At 65.0% G+C, this 20,872-nt stretch carries 18 protein-coding genes and 1 pseudogene; 13 read left to right on the top strand and 6 right to left on the bottom strand.

Features of this window, described 5'->3' with window-relative positions; genetic code table 11:
* Positions 1 to 194: 194 nt before the first annotated feature.
* The 3 genes from AB8Z38_RS14870 (at position 195) to AB8Z38_RS14860 (ending at position 3,876) form a co-directional block, all read left to right on the top strand.
* Positions 195 to 1,370 carry a PA0069 family radical SAM protein gene (locus AB8Z38_RS14870; RefSeq protein ID WP_369725851.1) on the top strand — a complete coding sequence of 392 codons (1,176 nt, stop codon included), beginning with the start codon at positions 195 to 197 and terminating at the stop codon, positions 1,368 to 1,370.
* Positions 1,371 to 1,434: 64 nt separating this feature from the next.
* Entirely contained in the window at positions 1,435 to 2,268 is an 834-nt protein-coding gene (locus tag AB8Z38_RS14865) for a ribonuclease HII (protein WP_369725850.1), read from the top strand.
* A 99-nt stretch (positions 2,269 to 2,367) separates the two neighbouring features.
* Complete coding sequence (locus tag AB8Z38_RS14860; RefSeq protein ID WP_369725849.1) at positions 2,368 to 3,876, top strand: glycosyltransferase family 39 protein; 1,509 nt, start codon at positions 2,368 to 2,370, stop codon at positions 3,874 to 3,876.
* 126 nt (positions 3,877 to 4,002) lie between these two features.
* On the opposite strand, the gene AB8Z38_RS14855 is transcribed toward AB8Z38_RS14860, so the two are convergent.
* Positions 4,003 to 4,812 carry a uracil-DNA glycosylase family protein gene (locus tag AB8Z38_RS14855; RefSeq protein WP_369725848.1) on the bottom strand — a complete coding sequence of 270 codons (810 nt, stop codon included), beginning with the start codon at positions 4,810 to 4,812 and terminating at the stop codon, positions 4,003 to 4,005.
* A gap of 137 nt (positions 4,813 to 4,949) precedes the next feature.
* Here AB8Z38_RS14855 and AB8Z38_RS14850 point away from each other — a divergent pair, with 137 nt between their 5' ends.
* The 4 genes from AB8Z38_RS14850 to AB8Z38_RS14835 all read left to right on the top strand — a co-directional run bounded on the left by AB8Z38_RS14850 (position 4,950) and on the right by AB8Z38_RS14835 (position 10,147).
* Complete coding sequence (locus AB8Z38_RS14850; protein ID WP_369725847.1) at positions 4,950 to 6,611, top strand: electron transfer flavoprotein-ubiquinone oxidoreductase; 1,662 nt, start codon at positions 4,950 to 4,952, stop codon at positions 6,609 to 6,611.
* Positions 6,612 to 6,896: 285 nt separating this feature from the next.
* Positions 6,897 to 8,693 (top strand): tetratricopeptide repeat protein, encoded by a 1,797-nt coding sequence (locus AB8Z38_RS14845; RefSeq protein ID WP_369725846.1) that lies wholly within the window; start codon positions 6,897 to 6,899, stop codon positions 8,691 to 8,693.
* 25 nt (positions 8,694 to 8,718) lie between these two features.
* Positions 8,719 to 9,603, top strand: a complete 885-nt coding sequence (locus AB8Z38_RS14840; RefSeq protein ID WP_369725845.1) for a 4-(cytidine 5'-diphospho)-2-C-methyl-D-erythritol kinase — start codon at positions 8,719 to 8,721, stop codon at positions 9,601 to 9,603.
* 118 nt (positions 9,604 to 9,721) lie between these two features.
* Positions 9,722 to 10,147, top strand: coding sequence for a hypothetical protein (locus tag AB8Z38_RS14835; RefSeq protein WP_369725844.1), 426 nt, complete (start codon positions 9,722 to 9,724; stop codon positions 10,145 to 10,147).
* A 78-nt stretch (positions 10,148 to 10,225) separates the two neighbouring features.
* Here the strand turns inward: AB8Z38_RS14835 and AB8Z38_RS14830 are convergent, their stop codons facing one another.
* From AB8Z38_RS14830 to AB8Z38_RS14810, 5 genes and pseudogenes are all read right to left on the bottom strand, one after another.
* Positions 10,226 to 11,062, bottom strand: coding sequence for an alpha/beta fold hydrolase (locus tag AB8Z38_RS14830; RefSeq protein ID WP_369726499.1), 837 nt, complete (start codon positions 11,060 to 11,062; stop codon positions 10,226 to 10,228).
* Positions 11,063 to 11,097: 35 nt separating this feature from the next.
* Positions 11,098 to 11,730: a LysE family translocator gene (locus AB8Z38_RS14825; RefSeq protein ID WP_369725843.1), complete on the bottom strand. Its 633-nt coding sequence runs from the start codon at positions 11,728 to 11,730 to the stop codon at positions 11,098 to 11,100.
* 44 nt (positions 11,731 to 11,774) lie between these two features.
* Entirely contained in the window at positions 11,775 to 13,037 is a 1,263-nt protein-coding gene (gene fabF, locus AB8Z38_RS14820) for a beta-ketoacyl-ACP synthase II (protein ID WP_369725842.1), read from the bottom strand.
* 1 nt (position 13,038) lies between these two features.
* On the bottom strand, positions 13,039 to 13,554 hold the full coding sequence (locus AB8Z38_RS14815; RefSeq protein WP_369725841.1) for a winged helix-turn-helix transcriptional regulator: 516 nt from the start codon (positions 13,552 to 13,554) through the stop codon (positions 13,039 to 13,041).
* A gap of 323 nt (positions 13,555 to 13,877) precedes the next feature.
* Positions 13,878 to 14,884: pseudogene (locus AB8Z38_RS14810) on the bottom strand (polyprenyl synthetase family protein).
* Between the two features lie 131 nt (positions 14,885 to 15,015).
* On the opposite strand from AB8Z38_RS14810, the gene AB8Z38_RS14805 reads away from it, so the two are divergent.
* The 6 genes from AB8Z38_RS14805 to glyS all read left to right on the top strand — a co-directional run bounded on the left by AB8Z38_RS14805 (position 15,016) and on the right by glyS (position 20,677).
* A complete protein-coding gene (locus AB8Z38_RS14805) occupies positions 15,016 to 15,243 on the top strand; it encodes a DUF2007 domain-containing protein (RefSeq protein ID WP_369725840.1) in 228 nt (75 codons plus the stop codon).
* Positions 15,236 to 16,003, top strand: a complete 768-nt coding sequence (locus AB8Z38_RS14800) for a tRNA1(Val) (adenine(37)-N6)-methyltransferase (RefSeq protein WP_369725839.1) — start codon at positions 15,236 to 15,238, stop codon at positions 16,001 to 16,003. The genes AB8Z38_RS14805 and AB8Z38_RS14800 overlap by 8 nt, the downstream gene beginning before the upstream one ends.
* Before the next feature lie 217 nt (positions 16,004 to 16,220).
* The gene (locus tag AB8Z38_RS14795; RefSeq protein WP_369725838.1) at positions 16,221 to 17,129 is read left to right on the top strand and encodes a S49 family peptidase; all 909 of its coding nucleotides are present in this window, start codon (positions 16,221 to 16,223) and stop codon (positions 17,127 to 17,129) included.
* Between the two features lie 103 nt (positions 17,130 to 17,232).
* Positions 17,233 to 17,424: a hypothetical protein gene (locus AB8Z38_RS14790; protein ID WP_369725837.1), complete on the top strand. Its 192-nt coding sequence runs from the start codon at positions 17,233 to 17,235 to the stop codon at positions 17,422 to 17,424.
* 218 nt (positions 17,425 to 17,642) lie between these two features.
* Positions 17,643 to 18,578: a glycine--tRNA ligase subunit alpha gene (locus AB8Z38_RS14785; RefSeq protein WP_369725836.1), complete on the top strand. Its 936-nt coding sequence runs from the start codon at positions 17,643 to 17,645 to the stop codon at positions 18,576 to 18,578.
* Positions 18,578 to 20,677, top strand: coding sequence for a glycine--tRNA ligase subunit beta (glyS, locus tag AB8Z38_RS14780; protein WP_369725835.1), 2,100 nt, complete (start codon positions 18,578 to 18,580; stop codon positions 20,675 to 20,677). Before AB8Z38_RS14785 ends, glyS begins: the two co-directional genes overlap by 1 nt.
* Positions 20,678 to 20,872: the final 195 nt, after the last annotated feature.

Here is a 20,872-nt window from a genome sequence, read left to right as displayed (position 1 = left end):
ACCCAGCGCTCGTCACCAACCATGTTGCGCGACGATTGATCCCCGACCGGCATCAGACGTGATGCCCGGGACAGCCGTGTTGCGGGACGTCAAGTCACCGCGCCCGAAATTTGGGCGGCTACTTTGCATGGGATTGTTTTCCAGTTTTTTGTTTGTGTTCTTGATTTGTTCTTTCGTCGTGCTATCTTGGCTTCATGAGTCCAGCATCCTCTCATGCTCTCAAGCACCTGCCGGTCACGGCGCCCTCCGAGCCGGCGGGTGCGGCTTCCGACTTTCCTGAGCTGGCGGTCGCCATCGACCGCCAGCGCAGGCGAGGCCGGGGCGCGCAATCCAACGCCAGCGGCCGCTATGAGGCCGAGGCGCGCGTCGCCTTCGACGACGGCTGGCAAAGCCTCGAAGATTTGCCGCCGTTCAAGACCACGGTGGCCATCGACACCTCGCGCAAGGTGATCACCCGCAACGATTCTCCGGACATCGGTTTCGATCGCTCGATCAATCCCTATCGCGGCTGCGAGCATGGCTGCGTCTATTGCTTCGCCCGGCCGACGCATGCCTATCTCGGCCTGTCGCCGGGGCTCGATTTCGAGTCAAAGCTGTTCGTGAAGCCCGACGCGCCGGCGCTGCTGGAGAAGGAACTCGCCGCGGCCGGCTACGAGCCGCGGATGATCGCGATCGGCACCAACACCGATCCGTACCAGCCGATCGAGCGCGAGCGCAAAATCATGCGCGGCATTCTGGAGGTGCTGGAGCGCACCGGCCATCCCGTCGGCATCGTCACCAAATCGGCGCTGGTCTTGCGCGACATCGACATTCTCGCGCGGATGGCCAGGCGCAACCTCGCCAAGGTCGGAATCTCCGTTACCTCGCTCGATCCCAAGCTGGCGCGCACCATGGAGCCGCGCGCCTCGACGCCGCCGAAGCGGCTGGAGGCGCTGAAGCAGCTCTCGGAGGCCGGCATTCCGACCACCGTCATGGTGGCGCCGGTGATCCCCGCGCTGAACGATTCCGAGATCGAGCGTATTCTCGATGCCGCCGCCCATGCCGGCGTCAAGGAAGCCTCCTACGTGCTGCTGCGGCTGCCGCTGGAGGTCCGCGATCTCTTCCGCGAATGGCTGATGGCGAACTATCCGGACCGCTACCGCCACGTCTTCACGCTGATCCGCGACATGCGCGGCGGTCGCGACTACGACGCCAAATGGGGCGAGCGGATGAAGGGCACCGGCCCGATGGCCTGGACCATCGGCCGCCGCTTCGAGATCGCCTGCGAGAGGCTCGGGCTGAACAAGCGCCGCTCCAAGCTGACGATTGATCATTTTGCGAGGCCGAAGCGGGAGGGCGATCAGCTCAGTCTGTTCTGGAGGAGTCGTTGAATAACGGGAATTGCCCGGGGTTCCCGGTTGCGCTGGCCGGAGGCGCGTGCGCACGATCCCGGCCATGATTCGGGACAAGTCCGTCAGCAAGCCGGCCAAGAAGGTCGCGCCTCAAAAGCCTGAGAAGGCTTCGATCGGGAATGCCGAGCCGGGCAAGGGTGCGGCCAAGAAAAGCGTCATCGCGGTTGCTTCGCCGAGCTTCCGCCGCGAGCGCGCGCTGATCAAGCGCGGCATCTGGCCGGTCGCCGGCTGCGACGAGGCCGGCCGCGGCCCGCTCGCCGGTCCCGTGGTGGCGGCTGCGGTAATTCTCGATCCCGACCGCATTCCGCGCGGCATCGACGATTCCAAGCGCCTGACCGCGGAGGAACGTGAAAAACTGTTCGACAAGATCTGCGCGACGGCGCAGGTCTCCGTCGCGGTCGCCTCGCGCTCCCGCATCGACCGCGACAATATCCTGCGCGCCTCGCTCTGGGCCTTGAAGCGCGCGGTGGTGGCGCTGCCCGAGCCGCCACGCCACGTGTTTGTCGATGGTCGCGACCGTCTGGATACCACCTGCGACTGTGAGGCCGTGATCGGCGGCGACGGCATCGTCCTGTCGATCGCGGCAGCTTCTATCATCGCAAAGGTGACGCGCGACCGGCTGATGTGCGCGCTGGCGCAGGACTGCCCGGGCTACGGCTTCGAGCAGCACAAGGGCTATGCCGTTCCGGAGCATCTCGATGCCCTCGACCGCCTCGGGCCCACCGTGCACCACCGCAGCTTCTTCGCCCCCGTCGTCGCCGCCCGCGCCAAGCACATGCCCTGGACGGTCGAGCCGGTGCAGGACTTGTTTGCTGTCGCCGAGGCCGAGATGCAGGTGGAAGCGGCCATCGAAATCGATGCGTCCGCCAGCCTCTAGAGCAGACTGTCGTTGCCACGACGCGCAGTGCCCTTTATCAAAACAATCGTGAGCGAATAGGGCCGGCTGGACGGGTTGGCTGCATCTTTCGGACGTTGCATGCGGTTTACCTCCCTGGTCATCGAGCTCATTCGCGCCCGGCCGCGGCTGATCGTATGGATCGCCGTGCTGTTGCAGGCCGCGATGTGGCTGCTGGTGGCGCTGATGTTCTACCGCAGCCCGCCCGGCAACCTGGCGACGCTGCTGGCCTTTGGCCGCGAATACCAGGTCGGCACCGATCTTGGCCCGCCGCTGCCGCTCTGGCTCGCCGACATCGCCTATCGCGCCGCCGGCGGCCACATGTTGGGCGTCTATGTCCTGGCCGAACTGTGCGAGATCGCGACCTTCGTCGCGCTTTACCATCTCGCGCGCGCCGTGGTCGGCACCCAGCATGCGGTGCTCGCCGTGCTGCTGACCATGACTGCGCTGGCCTTCTCCTCGCCCGCGCTCGACTTCGGCCCCTTGATACTGGCGCGGCCGCTCTGGACGCTGCTGCTGTTGCATTCCTGGCAGATCATCGGCCAGCGTCGCGGCAACGCCTGGTTCGCCTGGTCGATCGAGGCAGGCTTGTTGCTGCTGACCACGCCCGCCGCGATCTTCCTGCTCATGCTGCTCGTGATCTTTGCGTTCTCGACTGCGCGTGGCCGCAAGACGCTGCGCGCGCTCGATCCGCTGTTTGCGCTGATCGTGGTCGCCGTGCTGGCGCTGCCCTATGCGGTCTGGTTGATGCGTGCGGAGACGCTTGTCCTGCCGGCCTTGCCGCAAATCTCGGACCTGAACGCCCGCGCGCTGCACGCGGCCTGGCTGTTCGGCGGGCTCGTGCTCGGCACGGCGGCGATCCCGGTGCTGACGTTCCTCAACACCGGCCTGTTCGCCGGCAAGAGCGAGGAAGCGCCCATCATCTACCGGCCGCCGGTTGAGCCACTCGCGCGCAACTTCGTCTATTTCTTTGCGCTCGCCCCGGTGATCGGCGCGGTCCTGATCTCCGGCCTGCTCGGGCTCGAGGCTGTCGTCGCTGGTGCCGGGGTCGTGCTGGTGATGTCCGGCCTCGCCGTGGTCGTGGCGGCCGGCGATCTCATCGCGATGCGCCGTGCCCGGATGTTGCGCACGGTGTGGGCCGCCGCAATCGTCGCCCCCGCCGCCGGCGTCGCGCTGGCGGTGCTGTTTCTGCCCTGGAGCGGCACCGGCGAGATCGCGACCTCGATGCCGGCGCGCGCGATCTCGGACTTCTTCGACGACAGCTTTGCCCGCCGCACCAATCACCGCCTCCGCGCGGTCGCCGGCGAGACGCAGCTTGCCAGCTTGATCACGTTGCATTCCGGCCGGCCGCATCTCTTCATCGATGCCGAGCCCACGCGCACGCCGTGGATGACGCCCGCGCGCTTCGCCGAGACTGGCGGCGTGGTGGTCTGGCGCGCCTCCGACACTGCCGGCACCCCGCCGCCCGATATCCTCAAGCGTTTTCCGGACATCGTGCCGGAAGTGCCGCGCGCCTTCGAATGGCTGGTGACCGGACGCCAGCAGCTCCTGCGCATCGGCTGGGCCATTGTGCGGCCGAAGGGGACATAGGCGCGCGCGGCTCTCTCCGCCGTCATTGCGAGGAGCTCTTGCGACGAGGCAATCCAGAGTCCCTCCTGGGAAAGATTCTGGATTGCTTCGCTTCGCTCGCAATGACGAGGAAGGAGTATCCGTCCCTCACGCGCCCGCCAGCACCTTCGCGATCGCCCGCAGATCCTGCCAGGCCAGCCGCTTGTAGGATGGCGAGCGCAAGAGATAGGCCGGGTGGAACGTCGGCAGTGCCCGGATCGTGCGCGCGCCGGTCTCGTAATCAAACCAGCGGCCGCGAGTGCGCATGATGCCTTCGCGGGTCGAGAGCAGCGTCTGCGTCGCGGGATTGCCGAGTGTGACCAGCACGTCGGGATTCACCAGTTCGATCTGGCGTTGAATGAAGGGCAGGCAGATCTGCGTCTCCTGCGGCGTCGGCGTGCGATTGCCGGGCGGCCGCCACGGAATCACATTGGCGATATAGGCGCTGGTGCGGTTGAGGCCGATGGCTCCTATCATCAAATCGAGCAGCTTGCCGCTGCGCCCCACAAACGGCAGTCCTTCGATGTCCTCGTCGCGGCCCGGCGCCTCGCCGACGAACATGATGCGGGCCTGCGGATTGCCATCGGCGAACACCAGCCGAGTCGCGGTGTGCTTCAGCGCGCAGCCCTCGAAATTCTGCATCAGCTCGCGCAACGCCTCCAGCGTCGGCGCGGTGCGCGCGGCATCGCGTGCGGAGGCGATGGCGATCTCGGGTGCGGGAGCGGCCTCGCCCCGCATCACGGCGGGCGCGGTGACAGGCCGCGGGGCCTCGATCGGAGGTGTCGCACGCGGGGCCGGAGGCGGAGCATCCATTTCCGCCAGGCGGTCTACCGGCTCTTCTGCGAGCGCGCAGTCGACACCGGCCTCCAGATAGAAGGCGAGCAGCTCTCGGACGGTGGGTGCGGGTTCGGGGATCATTTGGAAAGTCAGGCTTCTATATCAGTTTCGGGCGCCTTGCATCCCAGCGGAACGCATTTCCGTGGTTGTCCTACCCGGAAAAATCGGAAACAAGGGAGCGCAAACGACCGAGGAACCGTCTCAAGGGCTGAGATCAGATGAGCATCGAAGAACTTCCCCCGCGCGAATCCATGGAATTCGACGTCGTCATCGTCGGCGCCGGCCCCTCGGGCCTGGCGGCCGCGATCCGGCTGAAGCAGCTCAATGCCGATCTCAACGTCGTCGTGGTGGAGAAGGGCTCCGAGGTCGGCGCGCACATTCTCTCCGGCGCCGTGATCGATCCGGCCGGGCTGGACAAGTTGATCCCCGACTGGCGCGAGGATTCCGACTGCCCGCTGAAGACGCAGGTCAAGGATGACCGCTTCTACTGGATGACGGCTGGCGGCGCGATCAGGCTGCCGAATTTCATCATGCCGCCGCTGATGGACAACCATCACTGCTATATCGGATCGCTCGGCAATGTCTGCCGCTGGCTGGCGCGCAGGGCCGAGGCGCTCGGCGTCGAGATCTATCCGGGCTTTGCCGCGGCCGAAGTGCTCTATGACGAGCAGGGCGCGGTGAAGGGCATCGCCACCGGCGACATGGGCATCGGCAAGGATGGCAAGCCAAAGGACTCCTTTACCCGTGGCATGGAATTGCTCGGCAAGTACACGCTGTTCGCCGAAGGCGCGCGCGGCAGCCTGACCAAACAGCTGATCGCGAAGTTCGCGCTGGACTCCAACAGCGAGCCGTCGAAGTTCGGCATCGGCTTGAAGGAAGTCTGGCAGATCGACCCCGCCAAGCACCAGAAGGGCATGATCCAGCATTCCTTCGGCTGGCCGCTCGACCTGAAGACCGGCGGCGGCTCATTCCTCTATCACTACGACGACAATCTCGTTGCGGTCGGCTTCGTCGTGCATTTGAACTATGACGATCCGTATCTATCGCCGTTCGATGAGTTCCAACGCTTCAAGACCCATCCGGCGATCCGCGGCACCTTCGAGGGCGCCAAGCGGCTCGCTTACGGCGCCCGCGCCATCACGGAAGGCGGCTACCAGTCGGTGCCGAAGCTGAGTTTCCCAGGCGGCGCGCTGATCGGCTGCGCGGCCGGTTTCGTCAACGTCCCCCGCATCAAGGGCGTGCACAATGCGATGGGCACCGGCATGCTTGCCGCCGAACATGTCGCGGCCGCCGTCGCTGCCAATCGCGCCAATGACGAGATCGTCGATTACGAGAACGCCTGGCGCTCGTCGTCCGTGGGCCGGGACCTCTTCCTGGTCCGCAACGTCAAGCCGCTGTGGTCGAAGTTCGGCACCGTGATCGGTGTTGCGCTCGGCGGCTTCGACATGTGGTGCAACACGCTGTTCGGCGGCTCGATGTTCGGCACCCAGTCGCATGCGAAGCCCGACCGCGCGACGCTCGATCCGGCGAAACAGCACGCGCCCAAGAATTACCCGAAGCCGGACGGCAAGATCACCTTCGACAAGCTGTCGTCAGTATTCCTGTCCAATACCAATCATGAGGAGGACCAGCCGGTCCATCTCAAGGTGGCCGACATGAATCTGCAGAAAATGTCCGAGCATGATGTCTTTGCCGGTCCATCGAATCGCTATTGCCCGGCCGGCGTCTATGAATGGGTCGAGGAGAGTGCGGGCCCGCGCTTCCAGATCAACGCCCAGAACTGCGTTCATTGCAAAACCTGCGACGTCAAGGATCCCAACGGCAACATCACCTGGGTTCCGCCGGAGGGCGGCGGCGGCCCGAACTACGAGGCGATGTAACGGCGCACCAAGTCGCGAAAGGTGACGGAGCGCACGTTCGCGTGGGAACCGGGGCGTAGCCGGCGGCTGCGGCCACGATAAGGCCATACTAGCAGCGTCTTGGGGCACCTCAGGCCGGTTCGGGGCGCGCGGAGGGGACCGCACGGTCCGAATCCTTGCGGTGAGGCGCCAAAAGCGGCATTGTCCGGCCCTGACGGTTCCGGGTCCCGATGTCGCCGGCCGCGTTCGCATGCGAGACGGCCTTCTGCTCCAAACCCAGGCACTACCAACTCAAGGCGAGCCCTGATGTTTTCAAATCGTTTTAACCGCTGGACTGTTGCCGCCATCGCCCTCATGGGCACAGCGCTCGCGACGGTCCCCGGCGGGGTCCGGGCGCAGACGCCGGATCATCCGGCCGACACGGCGGCGCAGTTTCCGACCCGAAACGATCTGAAGGCGCTGACCACGTCCGGCAGCTATCTCGCCGCGCGCCACGCCAGCGTCGAGCGCGATGCGGCCTCCGCCGCGGCCTTCTATCGCTCCGCGCTGCGCAGCGATCCCAAGAACAACGAGCTGCTCGACCGTGCCTTCATCTCCTCGGTCGCGGACGGCGATATCGATGAAGCGGTCAAGCTCGCCGAGCGTATCCTGACCATCGACAAGACCAACCGCGTCGCGCGCCTCGTGGTCGGCGTGCACGACCTCAAGCTCAAGAAATATCCGAGCGCGCAGAGCAACATCAACCAGTCGATTCGCGGCCCGATCACCGATCTGGTCGCGACCCTATTGTCCGGCTGGGCCGCTTACGGCGCCGGCGACGCCAAGGGCGCTGTCGCCAGCATCGACAAGCTGGCGGGACCGGAATGGTATCCGCTGTTCAAGGATCTGCATGCCGGCCTGATCCTCGAGCTCTCCGGCAAGGAGAAGGACGCAGGTACGCGTTTCGAGCGCGCCTACAAGCTCGACGATTCCATGCTGCGCGTCACCGAGGCCTATGGCCGGTGGTTGTCACGCAACAAGGACGCGGCTTCCGCGACCGCGGTCTACGAGGCTTTCGACAAAAAGCTCGCCCGCCATCCGCTGATCCTGGAAGGCCTGCGGGAGACCAAGGCCGGCAAGAAGATGCCGCCGCTGGTCGATTCCGCGCAGGCCGGCGCGGCCGAGGCGCTCTATGGCATCGGCGCCACGCTGACCCGCCGCGGGGGCGAGGATCTTGCGCTGGTCTATCTCCAGCTCGCGCTCTATCTCCAGCCCACGCATCCGCTGGCGCTGCTCTCGCTCGCCGACCTCTACGAATCGGTGAAGCGGCCGCAGATGGCGATCAAGGTCTATGAGCGCGTGCCGTCGTCGTCGCCCTTGAAGCGCAACGCACAGATCCAGCTCGCGGTCGATCTGGATTCCGCCGACCGCACCGACGAGGCGATCAAGATCCTCAAGAGCGTCGTGAGCGAAGACCCCAAGGATCTCGAAGCCATCATGGCGCTCGGTAATCTCGAGCGCGGCCGCAAGAAGTTCGGCGACTGCGGTGCGACCTATTCGCAAGGGATCGACGTGCTGCCGGCCGGAAACGACAAGGCGAACAGCGTCTGGTACTATTATCGCGGCATTTGCGAGGAGCGCTCCAAAGAGTGGGGCAAGGCCGAAGCCGACATGAAGAAGGCGCTCGAGCTCCAGCCCGACCAGCCGCATGTCCTCAACTATCTCGGCTATTCCTGGATCGACCAGGGCGTGAATCTCGACGAAGGCATGAAGATGATCAAGCGTGCCGTCGAGCAGCGTCCGGACGACGGTTACATCGTCGACTCCCTCGGCTGGGCCTATTACCGCATCGGCAATTACGAGGAGGCGGTGAAGAACCTCGAGCGCGCCATCGACCTCAAGCCCGAGGATCCCACCATCAACGATCATCTCGGCGACGCTTATTGGCGCGTCGGCCGCACGCTGGAAGCAAAATTCCAGTGGGCGCACGCCCGCGACCTCAAGCCCGAGCCGGACGAGCTGCCGAAGATCGAGGCCAAGATCTCCAATGGTTTGACGGAGGACACTCCAAACTCTTCGGCCGCGCAGGCAGAGAAGAAGAAGGACGACGGCAAGGGCGGCTGAGGGTGCTTTTGGGGGTTGGTCGCCAATGCCGGCGTTGATGGAAGAGGGACGCGCGAAGGTCAATTTGAGCCTTCGCGTCGTCGGCCGTCGTGCCGACGGCTATCATGATCTCGAAAGCGTGGTCGCGTTCGCAGATTGCGCCGACCGGCTCACGCTGGAGCCGGGTGGCGAGCTGAAGCTCACCACCACGGGACCGCTCGCGGCGGCCTGCGGCGACACCACCGACAATCTCGTGTTCAAGGCCGCCAAGCTTTTGGCAGAGGCGGTGCCGAACCTGAAATTGGGCGCCTTCGCGCTCGACAAGGTGCTGCCGGTCGCAGCCGGCATCGGCGGTGGTTCAGCCGATGCGGCGGCGGCGTTGCGGTTGCTGGCGCGTCTCAACAATCTGTCGCTCGATGATCCCCGCCTGCAGCGGGTCGCGCTCGCGACCGGTGCCGACGTGCCGGTGTGTCTGTTCTCGCGCGCCTGCGACATGACAGGGGTCGGCGAGCAGCTATTGCCGCTGGCGCTGCCGAGTATGCCCTGCGTCATGGTCAATCCGCGCGTGCCGGTCGCGACCAAGGACGTGTTCAAGGCGCTCGGCCTGCGCAATGGCGACCTGCTGGTCGGCGCCACCTCCGTCCTTGAGGCCCCCGCTTGGCCGGAGGAAGGCGCCTCCATTGCCGACTGGGTCGACGTTCTCGAAACCGTCCCGAACGATCTCGAAGCGCCCGCGCTGCGCATCGAACCGGTGATCGGCGATGTGCTGGAAGCTCTGCGCGACTCCCGCGGTGTCAAGCTCGCCCGCATGTCCGGCTCGGGTGCGACCTGCTTTGCGATTTTCGGCGCGCCCACCGATGCGCATGCCGCTGCCGAGAAGATTCGCCGGGACCACTCCGGGTGGTGGGTGCATGCGGGGACGTTGAGTTAGGCACGTCCGCCTATCGCCTCCGACCAAAGCCCAATGGCGCTCGTGATGGGGTGCGGCCGATATTGCTCGTCAGCCGCGAGAAGCTTCTTGGCCGGCGGGCAGAGGAAAGGGTGTTTGGATGACGCCAGACAATGTCGCCCTGTTCGCCACCATCATCCTGCTGCTTCCGATGTTTTACCTCCTGCTGGCGGCTCCCGCCTTTCTGCTGGTGAGGCTGGATGTCCCGACCGTCGCCGAGCTGTTGCGCGGGATGTTCAACGGCTATTTCCTGGCATTGGCAGTTGCCGGTGCCGTCGGGACGATCGCCGTTGCTCTGGCTGGTCGCCCGATTTTGGCCGTCGGCATCTGCCTGATCGCGGTTCTCGCAGCCTGGTCGCGCCGCTGGTTCCTGCGGCAGATGGATGCGCGGCTTCAGGACAGAGATGCAGGCCATTCCGATGCAGTGCGCCGGTTGCGACGGCTGCACTGGGGCGGCATGTTGAGCAATGCGATCCAGCTTGTCGCGGTGGTCGGTTGCATTCCCTATATCGCCGTCGCACCCTAGCGATCGCGCGTTGAGCTAAATTTGTTCGTCATTGCGAGCGCAGCGCGCTGCGCTCGCAATGACGCGGACGTCGCCGAGCTAGCCCGCAGCGTCCTTGCCCAGCCCGAGAAACCGCCGGATCTCATCCAGCACCTCTTGCGGCTTGTCATGCTGCAGCCAGTGCCCGGCGCCAGCGATGGTCTCGATGTGCGCCTGCTGGAAATAGCGTTCCAGGCCTGCCGCTTTGGGTCCCGCGAGAAAGCTTTCGCCGGCATTGAGCAGCAGCGTCGGGCAAGCGATGCGCGACCACAGCGCGACGTGATCGTCAGGCCAGAGCCGATGCGGCGCGGAGGCGCGCTGGTAGGGATCGAACTTCCAGCTATAGCTGCCGTCCTCGTTCTGTCGCGAGCCGTGCGTTGCAAGATGCAGCGCGAGGTCGCGGGACAGTCGCTTGTTGTGAAGCACCATCTGAGCGGCCGCAGCTTCGAGAGTCGAATAGCGGCGCGGCGTGCGGACGTGCAGTTTGTCCAACTGGCCGACCCATTTGCTGATGCGTTCATGCGTTGGCGCTCTGGGCGCGTCCGGCAGCATGGTCACGCCGTCGAGCACGACCAGCTTTGCGACCTGCTCGGGGAACGATCCAGAAAAAATCAGGCTCACCATGCCGCCCATGGAATGGCCGATGAGTGTCACTTGAGGCGCCGCGATGTGGCGTACGAGCTGGATGAGATCGTACACATACTCGGTCAGCGCGTAGCTGCCGCCTCTGGTCCAGTCGGAATCGCCGTGGCCGCGCAGGTCGGGTGCGATCACGTGAAAATGTGGCTGCAACGACCGGGCGATGACATCCCAGCTCCGGCAATGATCGCGGCCGCCGTGAACCAGGATGGCGACCGGCGCTCCCGCATTGCCCCAATCGGCATAGTGCAGCCGCAGGCCGTGAGACTCATAGAAGCGGCTTTTGCGGGGCGTTAGCCATTTGCCGGCCGCCGCGCCAAAGCGAGCGACAGGCCGAGGCCCGCGATGAAAACGCCGGAGCCCTGCGTGAGGCGCCGCATCAGGTGCGGCCTTCCGACCAGCTGGGTGCGCGTCGCCGACGCCATCAGCACCACAACGACGTCGGCGAACGTGTTCAGCGTCACCGAGATCGCGCCGAGCACGATGAATTGCAGCGTGGGGTTCGCTGCCGCCGGATCGAGAAACTGCGGAATGAACGCCAGGAAGAACGCCGCGGTCTTCGGGTTCAGCGCTTCGACCAGCACGCCGTCGCGGAAGGCGCGCTTGTCGCCAACGGCTTCGCTCTCGAGCGACAGCGCGCGACCGGCGTTGCGGAAGGTCTTGATGCCGAGCCAGACCAGATACAGCGCGCCCACGAACTTCACGGCCGTGAACAGTTCGGCGCTCGCGAGAATAATCGCGGAGATGCCGACGCTGCCCGCCACCACGTGAACCAGCCCGCCGAGCGCCGTGCCTGCGGTCGAGGCAAATCCGCTTGTCCGCCCTTCCGACAAGGTCCGTGCCGCGACGCAGAAAATGCCCGGACCGGGGATGGCAGCGATGACGAGTGCGGCCGCCAGGAATAGCCAGAAATCGGTTTCGATCATCCTGTTGTCGTAGCGATGCCCGGCATGATTGCAAGTCCCGTCATTCAGGCTAACCGGCGAAAGATTACGCTGGCATTCACTCCGCCAAAGCCAAATCCGTTCGAGATGGCGTGCTGCATCGGCATCGGCCGGGCCGCAGCAGAGACGATGTCCAGGCCCTCGGCACCCGGATCCGGGTGTTCAAGGTTGAGCGTCGGAGGAGCGATCTGGTCGCGCAAAGCGAGGACGGTAAAGATTGCCTCGAGGCCTCCGGCGGCGCCGAGCAGATGGCCGGTTGCCGATTTGGTCGCACTCACCGCGATGCTGCGGTCACGGCCGAACAGCGCGGCGATAGCGCCGAGCTCGCTCGCGTCGCCGGCCGGCGTCGAAGTCGCATGTGCATTCAGGTGCTGCACCTCGGCGGGCGCAAGGTTCGCCTGCCGGAGCGCAATCTCCATGGCGCGGCGGGCGCCATCGCCATCCGGCGGACCCGATGTCATGTGATAGGCATCCGCGGTGGTGCCGTAGCCGACAATCTCGGCGATCGGGCTGGCGCCGCGCGCAAGCGCATGTTCCAGCTCCTCGATCACCAGAATGCCGGCGCCTTCGCCCATGACAAAACCGTCGCGGTCGCGATCGAACGGGCGCGAGGCGCGCGCGGGCTCGTCGTTGAATCCGCTCGACAGCGCACGTGCCGCCGCAAAGCCGCCGAGACTGACGATGTCGATGCAGGCTTCCGCGCCGCCGCAGATCGCGACGTCGATTTCGCCGGCGCGGATCATGCGCGCGGCATCGCCGATCGCCTGGACGCCGGCGGCACAAGCCGTGACCGGCGTGCCCAGCGCGCCCTTGTAGCCGTATTTGATCGAGACGTGGCCGGCGGCGAGATTAGCGAGGAACGAGGGGATCGTGAACGGCGACAGCCGGCGCGCGCCGCGCTGCTCGGTGATGCGCACGGCTTCCGCCATCGCCGGGAAGCCGCCGACACCGGAGCCGATGATGGTCGCGGTCCGTTCCCGCGCGCTTGCGTCCTGCGGCATCCATTTGGCCTGTGCCACGGCCTCTGCGGTCGCGAGCAGCGCGAACAGGATGAAGCGATCCATCTTGCGCTGGTCTTTTGGTGCGACCGCCTGCGCCGGGTCGAAGCCGCCGTCCGCATCATCGGCCTTGTCGGGCACGAGGCCGGCAATGCGCGCCGGCAGCGCCTGCGACCAGTCGGGCAGGCGTCGCAGCCCGCTTTGACCGGCGAGCAGCCGGCGCCAGGACAATTCGACACCGCAGGCGAGCGGCGATACCGCGCCCATTCCCGTCACGACGATACGACGCATGTCAGTCTCCAGCCGGCGCGACCGCCGGGTTCATGGCCTTGAGCGAGGTGAGCCGCCGCCGCATCAAGCGGCTCGCGCCGGGCCCTGCGATCACCACCGCATTGCCGAGCGTGATCGGTTGCATGTCGGCGGCGTTGACCACGACGGGATCAAGCGGACGACGATCGTCCCGGTTCGCCAGCAGGATCGCTTCGCCCTTTGGCGCGAGATGCTTGTTGCCCCAGGCGAGCAGCGTGGCAATCACCGGGAAGAAATCCCGCGCCTTGTCCGTCAGCACATATTCGTAACGCGGCGGCCGTTCATGATAGCGGCGGCGGACGAACATCCCGGTCTTGGTGAGATGGGCGAGACGTCGCGACAGGATGTTCGGCGCGATGGACAGATTGCGCTCGAACTCGTCAAACCGGGTCGAGCCCTGGAACGCATCCCGAAGGATCAGGATGCTCCACCACTCCCCCACAGTCTCCACGGCACGGCCGACCGGGCATTCCAGGATGGAGGGCGATTTAGGCTGCATGGCGGAGAAGGTAGGTCAGTGACTTGCAAAACGCAAGTTACTAGAGTTGGTCTTGCGGACGTGTGCAAATGCGCCGGAACTGCGAAGGAGGTTTCTGCGAGGCGAAATGCAGGTTGGAGGGGCGTGCCCGTGCAGCTTGCTCCGTCATTGCGAGCGCAGCGAAGCAATCCAGAGTCTCTCCGCGGCAAAGATCCTGGATTGCTTCGCTCCGCTCGCAATGATGCTGTTGATGCAGTGGTGGCGCTACCTCAACCATGTCGTCCCGGCCTTCGCCGGCACGACACTGAATGTGTGGCTAGCGGCAAGCGCTAAGACGTAAAAAACTAATGCGACCTTGCCAGGCAGAACGCCACCACCTGCTCCAGCGCGCTCTTCATCGGCGAGGACGGGAACAGCGCCAGCGCGTCGACCGCCATGGCGCCATAGTGCTGGGCGCGGCTCAGCAGATCCTCGAGCGCGCGGTGCTTGTTCATCAGGCCGATGGCGTGATCGAGGTCGGTGTCGCCGATCTCGCCGCGCTCCAATGCCCGGATCCAGAACGCGCGCTCGGTGTCATTGCCACGGCGGAAGGCGAGCACCACGGGCAACGTGATCTTGCCCTCGCGAAAATCGTCGCCGGTGTTCTTGCCGAGTTTTGCGCTCTTGCCGCCATAGTCGAGCACGTCGTCGACGAGCTGAAGGCGATGCCGAGATTCATCCCGACCGAGCGGCAGGCGGTCTGCTCGGCCTTCGGGCGGTTGGCGATCACCGGCCCGACCTCGCAGGCGGCAGCGAACAGCTCGGCGGTCTTCCCGCGGATCACCGCGAGATATTCGTCCTCGGTGGTCGCGGTGTTCTTGGCAGCCGCAAGCTGCATCACCTCGCCCTCGGCGATGGTGGCGGCCGCCGCCGAGAGGATGTCGAGCGCGCGCAGCGAGCCGACTTCGACCATCATGCGGAAGGCCTGCCCCAGCAGGAAGTCGCCGACCAGCACGCTCGCCTCGTTGCCCCAGAGCATGCGCGCTGACAGTTTGCCGCGGCGCATCTCGCTCTCGTCGACGACGTCGTCGTGCAGGAGCGTGGCGGTGTGCATGAACTCGACGGAGGCGGCGAGCTTGATATGGCCGTCGCCGGTGTAGCCGGCGAGGTTGGCCATGGCGAGCGTCAGCATCGGACGCAGCCGCTTGCCCCCGGAGGAGATCAGGTGGTTGGCCACCTCCGGGATCATGGTCACCTCGGAGCCGGTCCGCGACAGGATCGTGGCGTTGACGCGCTCCATGTCGGGAGCGACAAGGGCAACCAGCTCTTCGATCGACGCGCCGGGAGTTTCGAAAGGTACGATGACGGCCACGCCGGTCTCCAATATTTGCCCCGGAAGGGCTATTCTGACGGAAAGACAATAGAAACTGGACGCGGATGCGGCAAGACCTGCGGAACCATTGACATTTGCCGTCGACCCCCGTCAGGCAGGAGGCCTGTGTTTTGCGAGAACTGGTTCGGACCAACGATATCGTGCTGGTATCAGCCATAGGCGCACTGCTCGACGGCGCCAACATCCATCATCTGGTGCTGGACCAGAACATGAGCATCATCGAGGGCTCGCTCGGCATTTTGCCGCGCCGGATCCTGGTTCACGAGGATGACGCGCTTGAGGCGCGGCAGCTCCTGACCGACGCCGGGCTCAACCACGAACTGCGCGGCGATGATTGAGGCCGCTCTCGAGATCACCGAGGATGCCTTTCTCGGCGGGCAATTGCTGTTGAAGCAGAAGCGCTCCGGCCACCGTGCCGGTCACGACGCCATCTTGCTTGCGGCAGCGACCGAAGCCCAGGCTGGTGACCGTGTGGTCGATTTCGGTGCCGGCGTCGGCGCGGCCGGGCTGGCACTGGCCCGGCGCGTGAGCGGGATCAGGCTGAGCCTGGTCGAGATCGATCCGGAGCTGGCGGAACTTGCGCGCGAAAATGCGGCGGCGAATGCGATTGATGCGGAGACGATCGTGTTCGATGTCACCGCCGGCGCGCAGGATTTTGCGGCACATGGGCTCGTCCCCGACAGCGTCGATCGCGTGCTGATGAACCCGCCCTTCAACGATCCCGCGCGGCATCGCGGCTCGCCCGATCAGGCGCGGCAGATCGCGCATGTCGCAACGGGCGAGACGCTTGATGGCTGGGTGCATGCAGCCCGGCGCATCCTGCGATCGAACGGCGCACTGACCTTGATCTGGCGCGCGGATGGGATAGCAGAGGTTTTGGCAGCGCTGTCGCGCGGCTTCGGCAGCCTGTCGATCCTGCCGGTTCATGGCGAGGCGGCAAGCCCTGCAATCCGCGTGCTGGTGCGTGCCGTCAAAGGCGGTCGGGCGCCGACTCGGCTGTTGCCGGGCTTTGTGCTCAATGATGAGTCACGAATGCCTAAAAAAGAGGTGACTAATATTCTGGAAGGGAGGGCGGTCTTGGCGCTGGCAGAGCCGTGAAGGCCTACTGCGGCAGCGATTCCGACTGCTGTTCCTGTGGGGACGTGAAGCGAATCGCTGCGAAAAGGGCACCGATCAGCAGCAACAGCAGATAGATCTTCATGTTCTTGTTCTCCGCTGCCTCATTGCAGCCTCCCAAGGGGCAATCTGCAAAACACGTTCCAGGCATCTTCAATGACAGTCGCGTGATAAAAATTGGTTAACCAGAGGTAACGGCATGGCCGAACAATTGAACGATCGCAGTAACTCCGGCTTTGCCGACAAACTGATGCAATATGTGCCGGCGCGCTTCCGCCCGGGCACGGCGGTGGTGCCTGTGGTGCGGCTGTCAGGCGTGATCGGGGCCGTGACGCCATTGCGCCCAGGCATGACGCTTGCGGGCGTCGCGCGGGTGCTGGAGCGAGCGTTCTCCGTCCGTAACGCCAAGGCGGTGGCTCTGGTGATCAATTCGCCGGGCGGCTCGCCGGTGCAGTCGCGCCAGATCTATCTGCGCATCAAGCAGCTCGCGGCGGAGAAGAAGTTGAAGGTTTTGGTGTTCGTCGAGGACGTCGCGGCCTCCGGCGGCTACATGATCGCCTGCGCGGGCGACGAGATCTTTTGCGATCCATCCTCGATTCTCGGCTCGATCGGCGTCGTCGGCGGCAGCTTTGGTTTCCAGGAAGCGATCAAGCGTCTCGGCATCGAGCGGCGCCTCTATACGGCCGGCGCACACAAGGCGATGCTCGATCCGTTCCTTCCCGAAAATCCCGACGACGTCGCGAAGCTGAAGGCGCTCCAGCGCGAGATCCACCAGATCTTCATCGCGCTGGTGAAGGAGAGCCGCGGCGCGCGGCTCACGGGCGCGGACGACACCCTGTTCACCGGCGAGTACTGGGCGGGCGAGAGCTCAATCGGGCTGGGGCTCGCCGACGGCATCGGCGATCTCCGCTCAACTCTTCGTGCCCGCTATGGCGAGAAGGTTCTCACCCCTGTGATCGCCCAGCCAACCGGGCTGCTCAGCGGTCTTCTGGGGCGGAAATCGCCCGGCGCGGGCCAGCTTTCGGTCATGGAATCAATGGCAGGCTTGCCGGACGATCTGATTTCGGCGGTCGAGACCCGTGCGATCTGGGCGAAATTCGGGTTCTAGCGCGTGGCCACCCGCGCCATTTGGTCCGGCCGAGCCAATTGCGGCGCCGCCCGGTCTGCGCAAGAATGCTCGTGGGGGCTGAGCATTGAACAAGGATCGACCGATGCCGCCGTTCGTTGCATTCGCGGGCGTCCTGGGCGGGCTTGCCGTGGTCCGCTGGGCGTACAAGACCGCACTCCGGATCAACCAAGAGCTGGAGGAGATGCGCCTCTCGCGCGTCGCCGAGGCCGCCCATATGGGAAACATCCAGACATTGAAGCGTGACCCCGTCAGCGGGGCTTACCGGCCGGGTTAGGCGCTGCCGGGTAACAAGGTGCCGTAGGGTGGGCAAAAGCGAAGCGTGCCCACCGCCAGTATCGCAGTCCCAGCAACATGGTGGGCACGGCGCTTCGCGCCTTTGCCCACCCTACGGCAGTCGTTAAACTCGGATCCACCGCCTTTGCCTTGATTCCACCCCCGCCGTCGATACGGTCCCGCGCGATTCAAAACCCCCCGCGAGAGCCTGACCTGACGATGGACGCCTCATTGCCCGCCCATATGCGCCCGGAACGCTCGTTCCAAGGCTTTATCCTCGCGCTCCAGCGGTTCTGGGCCGAGCAGGGCTGCGTGATCCTGCAGCCCTACGACATGGAGATGGGCGCGGGCACCTTCCATCCGGCGACCACGCTGCGCGCGCTCGGGCCGAAGCCCTGGAATGCCGCCTATGTGCAGCCCTCGCGCCGGCCCAAGGATGGCCGCTACGGCGAGAACCCGAACCGGATGCAGCACTACTACCAGTTTCAGGTGATCATGAAGCCGTCGCCGCCGAACCTTCAGGAGCTGTACCTGAAGTCGCTCGCCGCCATCGGCATCGATTCCGCCGTGCACGACATCCGCTTCGTCGAGGACGATTGGGAGAGCCCGACGCTGGGCGCCTGGGGCCTGGGCTGGGAATGCTGGTGCGACGGCATGGAAGTGAGCCAGTTCACTTATTTCCAGCAGGTTGCGGGTGTCGAATGCGCGCCGGTCGCGGGCGAGCTTACTTACGGGCTCGAGCGTCTCGCGACGTATGTGCAGGGCGTCGACCGCGTCTACGATCTCAACTTCAACGGCCGCGACGGTGACGCCAAGGTCACCTATGGCGATGTGTTCCTGCAAGCCGAGCGGGAATATTCGAAGCACAATTTCGAAGTCGCCGACACCGCCATGCTATTCGAGCAGTTCAAGATGGCGGAAGCCGCCTGCAAGAAATATCTCGATGCAGGTTGGAAGGACGGCAAGCGCGAGGCGCACCTGATGGCGCTGCCGGCCTATGACCAGTGCATCAAGGCGAGCCACGTCTTCAACCTGCTCGATGCGCGTGGCGTGATCTCGGTGACTGAGCGGCAGAGCTACATTCTTCGCGTGCGCGACCTGGCCAAGGCTTGCGGCGACGCCTGGGTGCACACCGAAGCCGGTGGAGCGGCCTGATGCCCGAATTGTTGCTCGAACTGTTCTCGGAAGAAATCCCCGCGCGCATGCAGGCCAAGGCGGCCGACGATCTGCGCCGCATGGTCACCGACAAGCTCGTTGCCGAAGGCCTCGTCTATGAAGGCGCCAAGGCCTTCGCGACGCCGCGCCGCCTGGCACTCACCGTGCACGGCATTCCCGCGCGCCAGCCTGATCTGAAGACCGAACGCCGTGGACCGAAGATCGGCGCCGCGGATGCGGCCGTGCAGGGCTTCCTGAAAGCGACGGGTTTGCAGTCGCTCGACGAAGCCAAGATCCAGCGCGATCCGAAGGGCGATTTCTACATCGCGCTGATCGAGAAGCCCGGCCGCCCGGCGATCGAGGTGATCGCCGAGATCCTTCCCGTGATCATCCGCACCTTTCCCTGGCCGAAATCGATGCGCTGGGGCGCACGCTCCGGCAAGCCGGGCTCGCTGAATTGGGTGCGCCCGCTGCACGCGATCACCGCCACCTTCGGCCTGGAAACCGAAGACCCCGATGTCGTGAAATTTTCGGTGGACGGCATCGAGGCCGGCCAGACTACCTATGGCCATCGCTTCATGGCACCTGCGGCGATTTCTGTGCGTCGCTTCGAAGACTACGAAGCCAAGCTGAAGGCCGGCAAGGTCATTCTCGATCCGCAGACGCGCAAGGACATCATCCTCGCCGACGCCAAGGAGCTGGCGTTTGCGCAGGGTCTTGAGCTGGTCGAGGATCAGGTGCTGCTCGACGAGGTCTCGGGTCTCGTCGAATGGCCGGTGGTCATGATGGGGTCGTTCGAGAAAGAATATCTCGCGATCCCCGACGAGGTCATCCGCGCCACCATCCGCAACAACCAGAAGTGCTTCGTCGTCAGGGATGCCAAGACGGGCAAGCTGACCAACAAATTCGTCCTCACCGCCAACATCGAGGCGCCCGACGGCGGCAACACCATCGTCGCCGGCAACGAACGCGTGATCCGCCCGCGCCTCTCGGATGCGAAATTCTTCTACGAGACGGATCTGAAGACGAAGCTGGAAGATCGGCTGCCGAAGTTCGAGCAGATCGTGTTCCACGAGAAGCTGGGCACGCAGGCCGAGCGGATCAGGCGCATCGAGCGTCTCGCCGCCGAGATCGCGCCGCTGGTCGGCGCCGATGTCGCCAAAGCGACGCGTGCCGCGCATCTCGCCAAGGCGGATTTGCTGACCGAAGTCGTTGGCGAATTTCCGGAAGTGCAGGGGCTGATGGGCAAGTACTACGCGCTGGCCCAGGGCGAGGACGCTTCCGTCGCCGCGGCCTGCGAGGAGCACTACAAGCCGCAAGGGCCTGCGGATCGCGTGCCGACCGACCCCGTCAGCGTGGCGGTCGCGCTCGCCGACAAGATCGACGCGCTTGTCGGCTTCTGGGCAATTGATGAAAAACCGACGGGAAGCAAGGACCCGTATGCGTTGCGTCGCGCGGCGCTGGGTGTGATCCGGTTGATCGCCGAGAACACGCTTCGGCTGTCGCTCATGAAATTAGCTGCTTCGGCGCTCTCGGGTTTGTCAGTCAAGCCTACCGATGCGCAGAAGATTCCGAGCGATCTGCTCGCCTTTTTCGCCGACCGTCTCAAGGTCCAGCTCCGCGAGCAGGGTGCTCGGCACGATCTTGTCGACGCCGTGTTCGCACTCGGCGGTCAGGACGATCTCTTGATGATCGTCCGCCGCGTCGAGGCGCTCGGAAAATTCCTCGAGAGCGACGATGGCAAGAACCTGCTCGCCGGCATCAAGCGCGCCAGCAATATCCTTGGTATCGAGGAGAAAAAGGACAAGCGCAGCTTCGATGGCGCGCCGGATGCTGCACTTTACAGCCTCGGCGAGGAGAAGGCGCTGGCGAAGGCAATCGGAGAGGTGAAGGCGGAAGCCAGTGCCGCTGTGGCCAAAGAAGACTTCGCCGCCGCGATGAGCGCGATGGCAAAACTGCGCCCGCCGGTCGATGCGTTCTTCGAGAAGGTTCGCGTCAACGACGAGGATGCGAAGGTGCGCGAGAACCGCCTGAAGCTGCTCAATGAGATCCGCAGCGCCACGCGTGCGGTGGCGGACTTCTCGAAGATCCAGGACTGAGGCGCGGTCGGCGGTAAACACCGGCGTCATTCTGGGTCGCGCCACTTGGCGCGAACCCGGAATCCATTTCTCCTCGTCACGCGCGGCGCGATGGATTCCGGGCTCGCGCTCCGCGCGCCCCGGAATGACGAAGCACACAAAAAGCCCCGCCCGGCGGGGGGACGACCGGGCGGGGCCTGATGTCCGTACTACGCG

It is taken from the genome of Bradyrhizobium sp. LLZ17, assembly GCF_041200145.1.
Lineage (GTDB): Bacteria > Pseudomonadota > Alphaproteobacteria > Rhizobiales > Xanthobacteraceae > Bradyrhizobium.
This window is presented reverse-complemented; position numbering and strand designations above follow the sequence as displayed.

What these genes read in the sequence shown, in the direction of transcription:
- AB8Z38_RS14870 (WP_369725851.1), top strand. Translation starts at nt 195, where the DNA reads ATGAGTCCAGCATCCTCTCATGCTCTCAAGCACCTGCCGGTCACGGCG.
- AB8Z38_RS14865 (WP_369725850.1), top strand. Translation starts at nt 1,435, where the DNA reads ATGATTCGGGACAAGTCCGTCAGCAAGCCGGCCAAGAAGGTCGCGCCT.
- AB8Z38_RS14860 (WP_369725849.1), top strand. Translation starts at nt 2,368, where the DNA reads ATGCGGTTTACCTCCCTGGTCATCGAGCTCATTCGCGCCCGGCCGCGG.
- AB8Z38_RS14855 (WP_369725848.1), bottom strand. Translation starts at nt 4,812, where the DNA reads ATGATCCCCGAACCCGCACCCACCGTCCGAGAGCTGCTCGCCTTCTAT.
- AB8Z38_RS14850 (WP_369725847.1), top strand. Translation starts at nt 4,950, where the DNA reads ATGAGCATCGAAGAACTTCCCCCGCGCGAATCCATGGAATTCGACGTC.
- AB8Z38_RS14845 (WP_369725846.1), top strand. Translation starts at nt 6,897, where the DNA reads ATGTTTTCAAATCGTTTTAACCGCTGGACTGTTGCCGCCATCGCCCTC.
- AB8Z38_RS14840 (WP_369725845.1), top strand. Translation starts at nt 8,719, where the DNA reads ATGCCGGCGTTGATGGAAGAGGGACGCGCGAAGGTCAATTTGAGCCTT.
- AB8Z38_RS14835 (WP_369725844.1), top strand. Translation starts at nt 9,722, where the DNA reads ATGACGCCAGACAATGTCGCCCTGTTCGCCACCATCATCCTGCTGCTT.
- AB8Z38_RS14825 (WP_369725843.1), bottom strand. Translation starts at nt 11,730, where the DNA reads ATGATCGAAACCGATTTCTGGCTATTCCTGGCGGCCGCACTCGTCATC.
- fabF (WP_369725842.1), bottom strand. Translation starts at nt 13,037, where the DNA reads ATGCGTCGTATCGTCGTGACGGGAATGGGCGCGGTATCGCCGCTCGCC.
- AB8Z38_RS14815 (WP_369725841.1), bottom strand. Translation starts at nt 13,554, where the DNA reads ATGCAGCCTAAATCGCCCTCCATCCTGGAATGCCCGGTCGGCCGTGCC.
- AB8Z38_RS14800 (WP_369725839.1), top strand. Translation starts at nt 15,236, where the DNA reads ATGATTGAGGCCGCTCTCGAGATCACCGAGGATGCCTTTCTCGGCGGG.
- AB8Z38_RS14795 (WP_369725838.1), top strand. Translation starts at nt 16,221, where the DNA reads ATGGCCGAACAATTGAACGATCGCAGTAACTCCGGCTTTGCCGACAAA.
- AB8Z38_RS14790 (WP_369725837.1), top strand. Translation starts at nt 17,233, where the DNA reads ATGCCGCCGTTCGTTGCATTCGCGGGCGTCCTGGGCGGGCTTGCCGTG.
- AB8Z38_RS14785 (WP_369725836.1), top strand. Translation starts at nt 17,643, where the DNA reads ATGGACGCCTCATTGCCCGCCCATATGCGCCCGGAACGCTCGTTCCAA.
- glyS (WP_369725835.1), top strand. Translation starts at nt 18,578, where the DNA reads ATGCCCGAATTGTTGCTCGAACTGTTCTCGGAAGAAATCCCCGCGCGC.